The organism is Thalassobaculum sp., assembly GCF_040219215.1.
Classification (GTDB): domain Bacteria; phylum Pseudomonadota; class Alphaproteobacteria; order Thalassobaculales; family Thalassobaculaceae; genus Thalassobaculum_A.
In genome coordinates, this window is the sequence record NZ_JAVJSX010000008.1 from 632708 (window position 1) to 646987 (window position 14280).

Annotated in this window: 13 protein-coding genes and 1 pseudogene; 7 read left to right on the plus strand and 7 right to left on the minus strand. The window is 67.0% G+C overall.

What is annotated here, in order from left to right; translation table 11 throughout:
* Positions 1–12: 12 nt before the first annotated feature.
* Together RIC54_RS08440 and pyk are read right to left on the minus strand one after the other, a co-directional pair.
* Positions 13–834 carry an isocitrate lyase/PEP mutase family protein gene (locus RIC54_RS08440; protein ID WP_350086768.1) on the minus strand — a complete coding sequence of 274 codons (822 nt, stop codon included), beginning with the start codon at positions 832–834 and terminating at the stop codon, positions 13–15.
* 112 nt (positions 835–946) lie between these two features.
* Entirely contained in the window at positions 947–2362 is a 1416-nt protein-coding gene (pyk, locus tag RIC54_RS08445; RefSeq protein ID WP_350086771.1) for a pyruvate kinase, read from the minus strand.
* Between the two features lie 145 nt (positions 2363–2507).
* Between pyk and RIC54_RS08450 the strand changes: the two genes are divergently transcribed.
* Positions 2508–3485, plus strand: a complete 978-nt coding sequence (locus RIC54_RS08450; RefSeq protein ID WP_350087920.1) for a DMT family transporter — start codon at positions 2508–2510, stop codon at positions 3483–3485.
* 73 nt (positions 3486–3558) lie between these two features.
* Positions 3559–4464, plus strand: a complete 906-nt coding sequence (locus RIC54_RS08455; RefSeq protein ID WP_350086774.1) for an AraC family transcriptional regulator — start codon at positions 3559–3561, stop codon at positions 4462–4464.
* A 2-nt stretch (positions 4465–4466) separates the two neighbouring features.
* Here the strand turns inward: RIC54_RS08455 and RIC54_RS08460 are convergent, their stop codons facing one another.
* Positions 4467–5384 carry a DMT family transporter gene (locus RIC54_RS08460; RefSeq protein WP_350086777.1) on the minus strand — a complete coding sequence of 306 codons (918 nt, stop codon included), beginning with the start codon at positions 5382–5384 and terminating at the stop codon, positions 4467–4469.
* A 94-nt stretch (positions 5385–5478) separates the two neighbouring features.
* Positions 5479–6219, minus strand: a complete 741-nt coding sequence (locus RIC54_RS08465; protein WP_350086780.1) for an ABC transporter ATP-binding protein — start codon at positions 6217–6219, stop codon at positions 5479–5481.
* 135 nt (positions 6220–6354) lie between these two features.
* Here RIC54_RS08465 and hutC point away from each other — a divergent pair, with 135 nt between their 5' ends.
* The 3 genes and pseudogenes from hutC (at position 6355) to hutH (ending at position 10293) form a co-directional block, all read left to right on the plus strand.
* Complete coding sequence (gene hutC / locus RIC54_RS08470) at positions 6355–7089, plus strand: histidine utilization transcriptional repressor HutC (RefSeq protein ID WP_350086783.1); 735 nt, start codon at positions 6355–6357, stop codon at positions 7087–7089.
* Positions 7086–8767 (plus strand): annotated as a pseudogene (gene hutU, locus RIC54_RS08475) (urocanate hydratase). Before hutC ends, hutU begins: the two are co-directional and overlap by 4 nt.
* Complete coding sequence (gene hutH / locus RIC54_RS08480; RefSeq protein WP_350086789.1) at positions 8767–10293, plus strand: histidine ammonia-lyase; 1527 nt, start codon at positions 8767–8769, stop codon at positions 10291–10293. Before hutU ends, hutH begins: the two are co-directional and overlap by 1 nt.
* Positions 10294–10314: 21 nt before the next feature.
* Here the strand turns inward: hutH and RIC54_RS08485 are convergent, their stop codons facing one another.
* Complete coding sequence (locus tag RIC54_RS08485; protein ID WP_350086792.1) at positions 10315–11349, minus strand: hypothetical protein; 1035 nt, start codon at positions 11347–11349, stop codon at positions 10315–10317.
* Between the two features lie 153 nt (positions 11350–11502).
* Between RIC54_RS08485 and RIC54_RS08490 the strand changes: the two genes are divergently transcribed.
* Complete coding sequence (locus tag RIC54_RS08490; protein ID WP_350086795.1) at positions 11503–11859, plus strand: PilZ domain-containing protein; 357 nt, start codon at positions 11503–11505, stop codon at positions 11857–11859.
* Between the two features lie 17 nt (positions 11860–11876).
* Here the strand turns inward: RIC54_RS08490 and RIC54_RS08495 are convergent, their stop codons facing one another.
* A complete protein-coding gene (locus RIC54_RS08495) occupies positions 11877–12575 on the minus strand; it encodes a pirin family protein (RefSeq protein ID WP_350086798.1) in 699 nt (232 codons plus the stop codon).
* A 34-nt stretch (positions 12576–12609) separates the two neighbouring features.
* Positions 12610–13209 (minus strand): NAD(P)H:quinone oxidoreductase, encoded by a 600-nt coding sequence (gene wrbA, locus RIC54_RS08500; RefSeq protein ID WP_350086801.1) that lies wholly within the window; start codon positions 13207–13209, stop codon positions 12610–12612.
* Positions 13210–13360: 151 nt separating this feature from the next.
* Here wrbA and RIC54_RS08505 point away from each other — a divergent pair, with 151 nt between their 5' ends.
* Complete coding sequence (locus RIC54_RS08505) at positions 13361–14278, plus strand: LysR family transcriptional regulator (protein WP_350086804.1); 918 nt, start codon at positions 13361–13363, stop codon at positions 14276–14278.
* Positions 14279–14280: the final 2 nt, after the last annotated feature.

Consider the following 14280-nt stretch of genomic DNA (forward strand, 5'->3'; position numbering starts at 1 on the left):
GCACGCGCGCCGTTACGGACGCGGCTTCGCGAACACGCCGTTGAGTTCGCTGCTAGGTGCGGCGCGCTTGAACGCGTCGAAGCTGCCGTCGGCGGCGATCTCCTTGGCGGCGCGCAGGAACTCTCCATAGGCCGAACGAGCCAGCGACCCGCCGACGCTGATCCGGCGAACGCCCAGCGCGGTCAGTGCGCCGACCGACATGCCCATGGTGAGCACGTTCACGGGCTTCGGAGCGACCGACTGCACCACCGCCGTGATCTGCGCGTCCTCGCGGATCCCAGGTGCGTACAGGCAGTCGGCACCGGCGTCGGAGAACGCCTTCAGCCGGCGCACGGTCTCATCCAGGTCGGGGCGGCCGGTGATGAAGCCCTCCGAACGGGCGGTCAGCATCACATCGTGGCCGCTGCGGTCGATGGCGGCACGGGCCGCGGCGATCCGGCGAACCGCGAGGTCGAAGTCGTACAGCGGGGCATCCTTGTTGCCCGTCGAGTCCTCGATCGACAGTCCGGCGATCCCGGTAGCGACCGCGAGGGACACGCTGGTGGCCACACCGTCGGGGTCGTCGGCAAATCCGTTCTCGAAGTCGGCATTCACCGGCAGGTCGACCGCCTCGACGAGCATCGACAGATGGGCCAGCACGTCGTCGCGGGTGACACCGTTGTCAGGCCGACCCTGCGTCCAGGCCATGCCGGCGCTGGTGGAAGCCAACGCCTTGAACCCGAGGCTCTGCAGCAGGATCGCGGAGCCCGCGTCCCACGGATTGGGTATGACGAAGCAGCCGCTGTCGTGAAGGCGGCGGAAGGTTGCGCGTTTGTCGGCGATGCTCGGGCGCATGACGGCCTCTCCTGACGGCTGTGAATGGCGCGCGCAGAATGGCCAACGTTACCCGGGCGCCGTAGTGCCACCCGGAACGAAAACGATGGAGCCAGTGCGTACCTGGATGCGGTCAGGGAATCCGTTCGACCCGCAGCACGTTGGTCGAGCCAGGGGTGCCCATCGGCACGCCGGCCGTGATCACCACCTTGTCGCCGCTGTTGCCGTACTCCTCGCGCTTCGCGATCTCGGTCGCGCGCTGGACCACGGCCGAGAAACGCTGCTCCTCGGCCATGTGGACGGCGTGGACGCCCCAGGCCATGGCCAACCGGCGGGCGGTGGACAGGCTGGAGGTGATGCACAGGATCGGCACCGTCGGCCGTTCGCGCGATGCCCGCAACGTGGTCGATCCGGAGGTCGTGTAGGTGATGATGCAACGTGCGTCGATCGCCTCGGCGACCTCGCGGGCGGCCAATGTGATGGCGTCGGACACCGTGCCTTCGGGCGTCGGATGCTCGGCGTGCGCGTGCGCCAGATAGTAGGAGTCGCCTTCGACGTTCTGGATGATCTTGTTCATCATCGTCACCGCTTCGACCGGGTAGTCGCCGGCAGCGGTCTCCGCCGAGAGCATGACGGCGTCGGCGGAGTCGTACACGGCCGTCGCGACGTCCGAGGCTTCGGCACGGGTCGGCGCGGGGGCGTGGACCATCGAATCGAGCATCTGGGTGGCGACGATCACCGGCTTGCCGAGCGCCCGGCAGGTCCGGATGATCCGCTTCTGCAGCGACGGCACGCGCTCCGGCGGCAGTTCGACCCCGAGATCGCCACGCGCCACCATCACGGCGTCGGCAATTTCGACGATCGCTTCAAGTTCATCGATCGCGGCCGGCTTCTCCAGCTTGACCAGCACCGCCGCCCGTCCGGCAATCAGCCGTCGCGCTTCCGAGACGTCCTCGGGTCGCTGAACGAAGCTCAGCGCGATCCAGTCGGCACCCATGTCGAGGGCGAAGCGCAGGTCCTTGCGGTCCTTGTCGGTCAGGGCCGACAGCGGCAGGACCGCGTTCGGCACGTTCACGCCCTTGCGGTCCGACAACTGTCCGCCGGTGATGATCTCGGTGTCGGCGTAGCCCTTGCCGCATTTCACCACGCGCAGCCGGATCTTGCCGTCGTCCAGAAGCAGGTCGGTCCCGGGACCGACTGCCTTGAAGATCTCCGGGTGCGGCAGGGTCGCCCGCTTCGCGGTGCCCGGCGCGTCGGCCAGTTCCAGGCGGAACGTTCCGCCGGCTTCGAGCCTGACCGGCCCGTCGGGGAAGGTGCCGACCCGCAGCTTGGGGCCCTGCAGGTCCGCCATCACCGAAATCGGCCGCCCCGCCTCCACCTCCAACCGGCGCACGATGTCGAAGCGCTCCTGGTGGTCGGCATGGCTGCCATGGCTGAAGTTGAAGCGAAAGACATCGACGCCTGCCTCGAACAGGGCGCGGATGCTCGCTTCGGAGGAGCTGGCCGGCCCGAGGGTGGCCACGATCTTGGTGTAGCGGTATCGTCTCATAACGCTGATCTTAAACAGAATTCAGTGCCGAGCGTAAGCGACGATCGTGTGAACGTGCGCACTGAAAAGACCCGGCGCCTCTTGCGGAACCGCACAAGCCCGATAGTCTGCTAGGCAACGGCCCTTCAGGAGCACAGCCTTGAGCATGAACACTGATACGACGGCGGCCGCCGGTCCGACCCGCGGCTTCATCTGGTTGGCCTATCTCGCGGCCTTTGCAGGCGTGGCCAGCCATGCGTCGAGTGAGTTCGTGGTGAAGCTGACCGGCCTGATGGGGGCGGAGGTTTCCGTCTGGCGCTTCACGCTCGGCGGGCTTGCGCTGGTGATGGTTGCCCTGATGCAGAAGAGCAGCCGCGACCTGATTACCCCCTTGCGGGTCGATCCGGTGCCGGTCATCGGTTTGTCGATCTTCGGCATGACGCTTGGTCAGTTCCTGTTCCACTGGGCGCTGGACTACGCGAGCGTCGTGCAGGTTGCCACCCTGGTGACGACCATGCCGATCTTCGTGGTGTTCGTGGCGCGCATGGTGGAGGGGGCGCCTATCACCGGGCCGAAGATCGTCTCCGGCATCGGCGCCTTCCTGGGGTGCCTGTTCCTGCTGACTGACGGTGTCCTGCACAAGGTCGAGGGCGGGGTCAGTTCCCTGCCGGGCGTCTTCCTGGCGCTTGGCTGCGCGTTCATAGGTGCGTTCTATCTGGTGCTGGTGAGGCCCTACATCCGCAAGTATGGCGCGATCCGGATGACGACCTACACCTTTGCGCTCGGCGCGCCGGTGCTGTGGATCGTGGTCGGCGCCGCGTGGGGGATCTGGGTCAACCCGCTGACGGTGCTGGATCGCCCGCCGGTACAGGCGGGTGCGTTGATCACCCTGGGTCTTTGGAACACCTGCATCGGCTTCATCCTGTGGCTGTGGGGCCTCGGTCACGTCCCTGATCCCGCGCGTGGCAACTACCTGTTCTTCCTGAAGCCGGTGATCGCGGCGCTGCTCGCATACTTTATCCTGGGCAGCCACATCACCGTCACGCAGATCCTGGCGATCGTCGCCGTCACCGGCTTCGTGCTGGGCGAGATCTTCTACGACGAGATCCGTGGCGCCCTGGGGCGCCGCAAAGCCAAGGCGTAAACTCCGCAAGATCGATCAGGCGTCGGCCGGCGGCTCGGGTCAGAGTGCCGGCCGGACGACGAACGGACTTGCGATGAAGCCTTGTACCCGATCCGCCTACGAGTCCCGGCTCCTGCGTGTGCTGGTGCACATTCAGCGCAACCTTGACCGCGCGATGAGCCTGGACGAGTTGGCGGATGTCGCCGCGTTCTCGCGGTTTCACTTCGCCCGGATCTTTCGGGCGATGACCGGCGAGACGGTGGGCGAGCATGTCCGCCGGCTGAAGCTGGAACGGGCGGCGGGGAAGCTGAGGCACACCCGGCAAACCGTCACCGAGATCGCGCTCGATGCGGGGTTCGACACGCCGGAGGCGTTCTCACGGACCTTCAGGGCGCAATTCGGTGACCCGCCGAGCCGGTTCCGGGCATTGCGAGGATCGTTCCGTCCGCCGCGGTCGCCGTCCGGCGTGCATTACGACCAGTACGGCGCGCTCCGCGGGTTCAACCCCTATCAAGGAGCCGATCCGATGACCCTCAATGTTTCGACCCGCGAGTTCCCGCCCTACCCGTTCGCCTTCCTGCGTCACGTCGGCCGCTACAACGATATCGGCCCGGTGTTCCAGCGGGTTGCCGCCATCGCCGACGAGCGGCGCCTGTTCGGACCCGACACCAAGGTGATGATGGTGGCGTATGACGATCCGAGCGTGACCGACGAACAGCGGCTGCGCTCGGACGCAGGCGTGTCGTTGGTCGATCCGTCGGTTGAGACGGGTGAACTTGCCAAGGGCGAGATCGCCGGCGGCCTCTACGCCGTCACGGTTTACAAGGGGCCGTATGACGGACTGCGCGGCTGCTACGACTGGCTGATGGGAACCTGGTTGCCGAATTCGGGCTACGAGGCGGCCGACCGGCCCTGTGTCGACGTGTACCTGAACAACCCCGCTGACACCGACCCCGAAGACCTGCTGACCGAGATCCGCGTGCCGGTCCGGCGCCCCTGAACTCAGACTTTGCGGCGACGCTCGGCCAGCCAGATCCCGCCGAGCACGAAGGCCAGCGCCAGGGCGTGAAAGCCCTGGAACTGCTCATCGAGCACGAGCACGCCCAGGGTCGCCGCAAAGATCGGCACCAGGTTGACGAACAGCCCGGCCCGCCCAGGGCCGACCAGGTCGACGGCGCGCAGGAAGAACACCTGGGCCAGGAACGACGGAAACAGCACGACGTACAGCAGCACGGCCCATCCGGTTGCTGTCGGCCAGATCAGGCTGCCCATCGCCGCCTCTATCGCCATAAGCGGCAGCGAGGTGACCATCGCGGCCATCGCCAGGACCGAGAACATCGCCAGCCCGGAGACCGCGGGACGGCGGCGCAGCGCCACGGTGTAGCCGGCATACAGTGCGCAGGCCGCCACCATCAGCAGGTCGCCGTCTGCGAACTGGAGTGACTCAAGCTGGGCTAGGTCGCCGTGCAACGCGACGATCGCGACGCCGACGATGGTGATCGCGACACCTGCCGCCTGCACCAGGGACACCGGGGTGCGGTAAACCAGATAGGCACCCATCATCACGAACACCGGGATCGAGCCCTGGATGATGCCGAGGTTGATCGCAACCGTGGTCTGGGCGGCCATGTAGAACAGCGCGTTGAACACGGTGAAGCCAAGTGCACCCAGGGCCGCCATGAACGGCAGGTGCTGGCGAAGCACCGGCCAGTCCTTCGCAATCTGACGGCGGGCGAACAGCAGCACCAGGATCGCGACACCGATCCAGCGCAGGGTGGTCAGCGTGAGCGGCGAAACCTCGCCGACGGCGATGCGCCCGGCGACCGCGTTGCCGGCCCAGCTCAGCATGGTCAGAGTCAGCAGCACATAGGCGTTGCTGAACAGGCCGCGGGCGACGAAGCCCATTGATGATGCGCTCACGGAACCTCCTTGGGGCGAGGACCGCTCGGAGCCATCGCCGTCGTTCCGCCCTGTCTACCCGATCGCTCGGTCCGGCGGCACCCGCTTTGGTCGATCAGACCATTGCCGTTTGCAGCGCTTGTTCGACCCGCACCCGCACGGCCATGAACGCCGGATCGGTCCGGATCCGATGCGCCGGCAGGTCCACGGCCAAGTCGGCGACGATCCGGCCCGGGCGGGGTGACAGCACGATCACCCGGTCGGCAAGATACACCGCCTCCTCGACATCATGGGTGACCAGCAGCACGGTTGCCGGGGTTGCGGCCCGGACCTGCACCAGAAGGTCCTGCATCTCGTTGCGGGTGATCCGGTCCAGCGCCCCGAAAGGCTCGTCCAGCAGCAGGGTCCCTGGTGCCGGGGCCAGCGCGCGGGCCAGTGCGGCGCGCTGCGCCATGCCACCCGACAACTGTGCCGGTAGCGAGCGCTCGAATCCTTCGAGGCCGACCGCCGCGATCCAGCCGGCAACACGCCGGTCGGCCTCGGTGCGTGCCATGCCGGCCTCGTCCAAGCCGAAACGGATGTTGGCGGCCACGTCGAGCCAGGGGAACAGCGCAGGCTGCTGGAAGACCACGCCACGCTCGGGCCCCGGTCCGTCAACCGACTGGCCGCCGGCGACAACCGTCCCGGAGCTCGGTCGGTCGAGCCCGGCGATCAGGCGCAGCAGCGTCGACTTCCCGCACCCCGACGGGCCGACCAGGGCAACAAACCGGCCGCTCTCGACCGTCAGGTCGATCGGGGCGAGCGCCGCCGTACTCCCGAACCGGCGGGTGACGCCGCGCAATGTGATGGTGGCCATGCCGGCTCCTCGTTCGACGCCACCGCTTATGCCAGCCCCGGCCGATCGGCGAAAGCCGCATAACATTGCTTGTATATACAAGCTGAATGGAATTAGGATCGCGTCCGGCATCACGCCGATCACGGAGCAGGCGTCGTGAGCGAGACCAGCGTTCCTCGCTATCAACAGGTCAAGGACTGGGTGATCGACCGGATCGGCTCCGGCGACCTGCGGCCGGATGACCGCACGCCGTCGGAGAACGAACTGGTCGAGACGCTGGGGGTCAGCCGGATGACCGTGAACCGGGCGCTGCGCGAGTTGACCGCCGAAGGGCTGCTGCGGCGGGTCCAGGGCCTCGGCACGTTCGTGGCCGATGCCCGGCCGCAGTCCGAACTGATGGAACTGCGCAACATCGCCGACGAGATCCGCAGCCGCGGCCACCAGCACCGGGCCGAAGTGCGTGCGTTGGCCGAGACTCGGGCCAACGCGACCGTCGCGAGTGCGCTCGGCGTGCAGACCGGTGCCGCGGCGTTCCACTCGGTGATCGTGCATTTCGAGAATGCCCGCGCCGTGCAGTTCGAGGACCGCTACGTCAACCCGGAGACGGCCCCGGACTACCTCGACCAGGACTTCTCCGCGATCACCCCGAACGAGTACCTGATGCGGGTGGCACCGGCGCCGCATGTTGAGCACGTGGTCGAGGCGGCAATTCCACCGACCCGCATTCTACAGGCTCTCGCCATGCGGCCGGGTGAGCCGTGCCTGCTGCTGCATCGGCGCACCGCATTGGCCGATCGCATCGTATCCCGAGCCTGGCTCTGGCATCCCGGCGCCCGCTACCGCCTCGGGGCCGCCTTCGACGTCGACCCTCTCAAGGAGACACGCCCATGACCGCTTCCGCATCCGGCCGGCTGGACAATGCCCGGCGCATCCGCGCTCCGCGTGGCCTCGATATCTCCGCCAAGAGCTGGCAGACCGAGGCGGCAATGCGGATGCTGATGAACAACCTGGACCCGGAGGTCGCCGAGAAGCCGGAGGGACTTGTGGTGTACGGCGGCATCGGCCGGGCGGCGCGCGACTGGTCGAGCTACGACCGGATCGTCTCGGCGCTGAAGAACCTGGAGGACGACCAGACCCTGCTGGTGCAGTCCGGCAAGCCGGTCGGCGTGTTCCGCACCCACGCCGACGCGCCGCGGGTGCTGATCGCCAACTCCAACCTGGTCGGCAAGTGGTCGACCTGGGAGCACTTCCACGAACTCGATCGCAAGGGCCTGATGATGTACGGCCAGATGACGGCCGGCTCGTGGATCTACATCGGCAGCCAGGGCATCGTGCAGGGCACCTACGAGACTTTCGTGGAGGTCGGGCGCCGGCACTTCGGCGGCAGCATGAAGGGCAAGTGGATTCTGACCGCGGGCCTCGGCGGCATGGGGGGCGCGCAGCCGCTCGCCGCGACCATGGCCGGGGCCTCGATGATCGCGGTGAGTGCCAGCCGAGCCGGATCGAGCGCAGGCTGGAGACCCGGTACCTCGACCGCAAGACCGACAGCCTGGACGAGGCGGTGGCGATCGTCACCGAGGCCTGTGCCAAGGGCGAGGCGGTGTCCGTCGGCCTTCTTGGAAACGCTGCCGAAATCTATCCGGAGATGGTGCGCCGTGGCATCCGACCGGACGTCGTCACCGACCAGACCAGCGCCCACGACCCGATCAACGGCTACCTGCCGGCCGGCTGGACCCTCGATCAGGCAGAGCGCGCGCGAGAGAGCGATCCTGACGCCATTGCCAAGGCCGCCAAGACCTCGATGGCCGCGCACGTGAAGGCGATGCTCGAGTTCTGGCGGCTGGGCATCCCGACGTTGGACTATGGCAACAACCTGCGACAGGTGGCGTTCGACGAGGGGGTCGGCGATGCCTTCGACTTCCCCGGCTTCGTGCCGGCCTACATCCGTCCGCTGTTCTGCCGCGGCGTCGGCCCGTTCCGCTGGGCCGCCCTGTCCGGCAATCCGGAGGACATCTACAGGACCGACGCCAAGGTGAAGGAACTGATCCCCGACGATCCGCACCTGCACAACTGGCTCGACATGGCCCGGGAGCGCATCCAGTTCCAGGGCCTGCCGAGCCGGATCTGCTGGGTCGGCCTGGGCCAGCGTGACCGCCTGGGCCTCGCCTTCAACGAGATGGTAGCCAAGGGCGAGATCGGCCCGGTGGTGATCGGCCGCGACCACCTGGACTCCGGCTCGGTCGCCAGCCCGAACCGCGAGACCGAGGCGATGCAGGACGGCTCCGACGCGGTTGCCGACTGGCCGCTGCTGAACGCCCTGCTGAACTGCGCGTCCGGGGCAACCTGGGTATCGCTGCACCACGGCGGCGGGGTTGGGATCGGCTACTCCCAGCACGCCGGCATGGTGATCGTCTGCGACGGCACCGAGGCGGCGGCCAAGCGCCTGGAACGGGTACTTTGGAACGATCCGGCGACCGGTGTCATGCGCCACGCCGACGCCGGCTATGAGATCGCGGTCGACTGTGCGCGTGAAAACGGCCTCGACCTGCCCTTCCTGGGAGATGCGTGATGACATCGCTGACCATCACTCCGGGCGCGCTGTCGCTCGTCGATCTGCGCCGGCTGTACCGCAGCCGCCCGTCGCTGGTCCTCGACCCGGCATCGCGGGAGGCGATAGCCGATTCGGCCGCGACGGTGGCGCGCGTGATCGCCGCCGGCAAGGTCGTCTACGGCATCAACACCGGCTTCGGCAAACTCGCCCAGAAGACCATCCCGACCGACCGGCTGGAGGAACTGCAGAAGGCCCTGGTGCGCTCGCACTGTGCCGGTGTCGGCGACCCGCTGAGCGACGACGTGGTGTTCCTGGTCATGGCGCTGAAGGCGAACGGTCTGGCCCGCGGCCATTCGGGCATCCGTGGCGAAGTGATCGACGCCCTGCTGACCCTGGCGAACGCCGGGGTGCTGCCGGTGATCCCGTCCCAGGGATCGGTCGGCGCGTCCGGCGACCTGGCGCCGCTTGCCCATATGTCGGCCGTACTGATCGGCGAGGGCGAGGCGCACCGGAACGGCGAACGGTTGCGGGGCGAGGCGGCAATGCAGGCGGCCGGTCTCGACTCGGTCACGCTGGCCCCCAAGGAGGGACTGGCCCTGCTGAACGGCACCCAGGTATCGACCGCGCTCGGCCTTGCCGGGCTGTTCGAGATCGAGCGGGTGTTCAACGCCGCCCTGGTCGCGGGAGCGATGACCGTCGACGCCTCGATGGGGTCTGACACCCCGTTCGATGCCCGCATTCATGCCCTGCGCGGGCATCCGGGGCAGTCGGAGACGGCGGCGGTCTATCGCCGGCTGCTGCACGGCTCGGCGATCCGGGCGTCGCACCTGGAATGCGACCGGGTCCAGGATCCGTATTCGCTGCGTTGCCAGCCGCAGGTAATGGGGGCGGTGCTCGACCAATTGCGGTTTGCCGCCGGCCGCTTGGCCGCGGAAGCCAACGCGGTGTCCGACAACCCCCTGGTGTTCTCGGACACCGGCGAGATCATGTCGGGTGGCAATTTCCACGCCGAGCCGGTGGCGTTCGCCGCCGACCAGATCGCCATAGTCGCCTCGGAGATCGGTGCGATGTCGGAGCGGCGGACGGCCATGCTGATGGACGTCAACATTTCCTCGCTTCCGCCGTTCCTGGTGGCCGAACCGGGCATCAACTCCGGCTTCATGATCGCCCAGGTGACCGCAGCCGCCCTGCAGGCCGAGACCAAGCTGCTGACTTCGCCGGCCAGCGTCGACAGCCTGCCGACCTCGGCCAACCAGGAGGACCATGTGTCGATGGCGACGCATGGAGCGCGCCGTCTCCTGGCGATGGCGGCCAACCTTCGGCGGGTGGTTGCGGTCGAGCTGCTGTGCGCGGCCCAGGGCATCGACTTGCGCCGGCCGTTGGCGACGTCTCCGGCGCTCGCCGAGGCGGTGGCCGAGGTTCGCGCCGTGGCCCCGTTCTTCGAGAACGACCGGCAGGTGGCGCCGGACATCGAAGCGGTGGCGGCGCGCATCGGGGCCGGCGCGTTCGACAGGCTGGCGGGTGTTTCGGTGGAGGGTGGATAGGCGGAGTGTGCTGTCAGGGGGTCAGCTGAGCCGCGGCGCCGATTTCTCAAGCGCCCGGATCCGATCCAGGCCAGGCACCATCTCCGACAGCAGCCAGTCGGCCCGCTTGTTCGGGCTACCGCCGCCGTTGGGGAAGTCGGTGTGCCAGCGTTCGATCTTGACCGACAGTCCGCACAGGATTCCGCCGACAACGTGATGGTGGCTGCGAATCAAATTGCGCAGCACGCCGTAGCGCTCCTTGGACAGATCCTTCCAGAACTCCTGGCTGGCCTCGTCGAAGGTTTGAAACCGCCCGACGATGAACTTGATGGCGGCGTCGACGTTGGCGATCACGACCTCGCAGGCGCGGATGGCGTCCTTGTCGTGGCGCAGGTGCGAGCCGGCGATGCCTTCGTTCATCCAGGCCTTCATGGCGTCGAAATCCGGCCTGATCTGTTCCAGGTAGCGCTTGAAGTAGCTGAGCGACAGGAAGATGTCGCCGTAGTCTTCCAGAAACCCCGGGATCTGCTCGACGTCCAGCCCGAGCGCATCCGAGATTGCCCTGATGCGCCGCAGCGCCTCCTCGCGATCGACGTCGCGGAACATGCCAATGATCTGACCGGCCGAGGAAATGTCCTTGGTATCGTTCCCGAACACCTTCTGCACCAGCGGCCGGGTGAACATCCGCATGTACTCGGTCAGCTTCTCCTGCATCTTCGGTGACAGCCGCAGGTGCTCGGCGTCGTCGACCTTGATGTTGTGCGAGCGCAGGGTCAGGCGCAGCGAATAGACGTCAAAGCTGGGCGCCTCGGCCAGCGCCTCGATGATGATGCGGTCGTCCATGAAGGTCGGGGCGGCGGAGTCGAAGAAATCGGCAAGGCTGCCGATGTCGATCTGCCCGGAGCCGGCGCGCGCGTCCTTGAACAACTCCAGAACGGTCGTGAACTGGGCGTTCTTGATCAGTCTTTGCCGGCGCATTCCCGGCGTCTTGAGCGGGATGATCGCCAGCGGAAGGATGTGGAGTGCATCCTTTTCGTCATCCGAGTATACCTCGGACTCCATTGCTTCCGCCGACATGGACACTCCCTACCAGCAGCAAACGCGCGGTATCGGCTCTTTAATCATTGTTCTTCAATATCAGACCCGGAGATGAGCGGGAAGCGCCACGGGTCGCCTAGCGGTTCGGAAGCGCCTAGAATGTCAATGACATGCCGATGACGGGGGTTCGGAGTGAGCTGGCTGAAGCGGATTTTCTCGGGACTGGAGCGTGTGGCGGAACGGCGGCGTTATCCCCGCTATCCGGCGTCGGCACCGCTGGAGATCGACGTGGACGGGGCGACCATGGAGTGCCGCCTGGATAACGTCTCAGCCGGCGGCGTTCGGCTGACGCCTGCCGTAGCCGTCCAGATGGGGGCGCTCGTAACCGTGCGCCATTCATCGTCCGGGCTTGCGCTGCAGGGCCGGGTGGTCGGCCAGGATGACGAGAGCACGCGTGTGAAGTTCGACTCCGAGGACGCCGGCATCGTCGTATCGTCGTGGCTTCGAATGGCGAACAGCGCCGAGGATGACGAGCGGAGCCGCAGCTAGGGCCACGGCTCCGAGCGTCAGGCGACGTCGACCAGAACGATCTCGGCTTCGTCGATGGCCTTGATTTCCACCGCCGATTCATTGGCGATCGCGACGCCGTCGCGCGCCGCGGCCGGGACGCCGTTGACCTCGATCGAGCCGCTGGCCGCGACCAGATAGGCTTTTCGGCCGTTGCCGAGCTGATGCGTCACGCTGTGCCCGGCCTTGATGGTCGCGCCGAGCACCGCGGCGTTCTGGTTGATCCGCAACGCGCCCTCGTCGCCGTCTCGGCCCGACGCCAGGACTACCAGTTCGCCGGTCCGCCCGTCGCGCGGGAACTGGCGGGCCTCCCACCGGGGTTCGAAACCGGTGGCCGATGGCACGATCCAGATCTGGAAGATCTGCGTCGGCTCGCTCTCCAGGTTGTACTCGGCGTGCACGATGCCGGTGCCGGCCGACATCACCTGGACGTCGCCGGCCTCGGTGCGTCCTTCGTTGCCCAGGCGGTCACGGTGGGTGATCGCCCCTTTGCGGACATAGGTGATGATCTCCATGTCGCGATGCGGGTGCGGATCGAAGCCGGTCCCGGGCTGAATGGTGTCGTCGTTCCAAACGCGCAGGTCGCCGAACCCCATCCGCTTCGGATCCATGTAGCTGCCGAAGCTGAAGTGGTGGCGCGCGGCCAGCCAGTCGATGTCGAAGCGGCCAAGGCCGTTGAACGGACGTACGTCGATCATGATGTCCTCCTCGGAGGTTTGCCGTCCCGGTGTATCAGGCGGCCAGCTTCGTGGCGATGCGCGCCACATGGGCACCCTGGAATTCCGCCAGTGACAGTTCCTTGTCGGTCGGTTGCCGGCTGCCGTCGCCACCGGCGATGGTGGCCGCACCGTAGGGCGATCCGCCCTTGACCTCGCTGATGTCGTCCAGCGCGGGTGCCGCGTAGGGCAGGCCGACGACGACCATTCCATGGTGCATCAGCGTGTTGTGGAACGAGGTGATGGTCGTCTCGTTGCCTCCGCCGGTGCCGGTCGATACGAACACGCTGCCGACCTTGCCGACGAGCGCACCCTTGGCCCACAAGCCGCCGGTCTGGTCCAGGAAGTTGCGCATCTGGGACGACATGTTGCCGAATCGGGTCGGGGTGCCGAAGATGATGGCATCGTAATCGCCCAGTTCCTGCGGGCTGGCGATCGGGGCTGCCTGGTCGAGCTTGGCGCCGAACTGCTTGGCTACGTCCTCGGGCATCAGCTCGGGTACGCGCTTCACTGTGACCTCGGTTCCGGTGACGCTCGACGCGCCCTTGGCAATGGCCTGAGCCATGGTCTCCACATGTCCCCAGGTCGAATAGTACAGCACCAGGATCTTGCTCATGTTCGTCTCGCTTGGTTATGCACGGGCGCGGCCGTGCCGGGTTCTGGTTCGGGGCCCGTTCAACGAGGCCGGCCGATCCACACCCATCTAATAGTTGCCATGCAGAACCATAAGGGCGTTGAATTCGACAGATAGTCTCTTTGAGGAAACAATGATTCTGGACAATCTGACTGCAATGGCGAGCTTCGCTCGGGTGGTTGAGGAAGGCAGCTTTTCGCAGGCCGCGATCCGGCTCGGCCTTTCCAAGTCGGCGGTATCCAAGCAGATCGCGCGCCTGGAAGATCATCTCGGCACCCGGTTGCTGAACAGGACCACCCGGCGGCTGGCCCTGACCGAGGCAGGCACCCGCCTCTACGAGCGTTGCCAGCGCATCGTCGCCGAGGCCGAGGCCGCGGAAGCCGAGGCGGGGTCGATGCAGAGCGAGCCGTCCGGACTCCTGCGGGTCAGCACCGGGATGTCATTCGGCCAGGAGCATCTGGCCGCCCACCTTCCGGCGCTACTTGATCGCCATCCGGGCCTGTCGATCGAACTGGTGCTGAACGACCGCATCGTCGACCTGGTCGAGGAGGGCTACGATGTCGCTCTGCGCATTGCCGAAATGGCCGACTCGCCGCTGATCGCTCGGCGCCTGGCGCCGGTTCGCCGGATACTGGCGGCGGCGCCGTCGTATCTCGCCCGGCACGGCACCCCGAGTCAGCCAAGGGATCTGCAGAACCATGCCTGTCTCGGCTACAGCTACAGCGCGGGTGGTTGCACCTGGACACTGGCCAGCACCGACGGCTCTCACCACAGCCACCAGTTCCGGCCACGGGTCCTGGCGAACAACGGCAACGCGCTGGCGGCGATGGCGGCAGCCGGCTCGGGGGTCGTGCAGATGCCGACCTTCATGCTGGGTCGGTATCTGAAGGAAGGCACCCTGGTTCCAGTGCTGGCGAGCTTTGCGCCTCCGCCGGTCGGCCTGTACGCGGTCTACCCGCCGGGACGTCCCCTGGCGGCCAAAGTGCGGGCGTTCATCGACTTCGCGGTTGCGACCTTTACCGACCGGCCCTACTGGGACGACGTGTGCTGAGC

What these genes read in the sequence shown, in the direction of transcription:
- RIC54_RS08505 (WP_350086804.1), top strand. Translation starts at nt 13,361, where the DNA reads ATGATTCTGGACAATCTGACTGCAATGGCGAGCTTCGCTCGGGTGGTT.
- RIC54_RS08495 (WP_350086798.1), bottom strand. Translation starts at nt 12,575, where the DNA reads ATGATCGACGTACGTCCGTTCAACGGCCTTGGCCGCTTCGACATCGAC.
- pyk (WP_350086771.1), bottom strand. Translation starts at nt 2,362, where the DNA reads ATGAGACGATACCGCTACACCAAGATCGTGGCCACCCTCGGGCCGGCC.
- hutH (WP_350086789.1), top strand. Translation starts at nt 8,767, where the DNA reads ATGACATCGCTGACCATCACTCCGGGCGCGCTGTCGCTCGTCGATCTG.
- RIC54_RS08455 (WP_350086774.1), top strand. Translation starts at nt 3,559, where the DNA reads ATGAAGCCTTGTACCCGATCCGCCTACGAGTCCCGGCTCCTGCGTGTG.
- RIC54_RS08440 (WP_350086768.1), bottom strand. Translation starts at nt 834, where the DNA reads ATGCGCCCGAGCATCGCCGACAAACGCGCAACCTTCCGCCGCCTTCAC.
- RIC54_RS08450 (WP_350087920.1), top strand. Translation starts at nt 2,508, where the DNA reads ATGAACACTGATACGACGGCGGCCGCCGGTCCGACCCGCGGCTTCATC.
- RIC54_RS08485 (WP_350086792.1), bottom strand. Translation starts at nt 11,349, where the DNA reads ATGTCGGCGGAAGCAATGGAGTCCGAGGTATACTCGGATGACGAAAAG.
- RIC54_RS08465 (WP_350086780.1), bottom strand. Translation starts at nt 6,219, where the DNA reads ATGGCCACCATCACATTGCGCGGCGTCACCCGCCGGTTCGGGAGTACG.
- wrbA (WP_350086801.1), bottom strand. Translation starts at nt 13,209, where the DNA reads ATGAGCAAGATCCTGGTGCTGTACTATTCGACCTGGGGACATGTGGAG.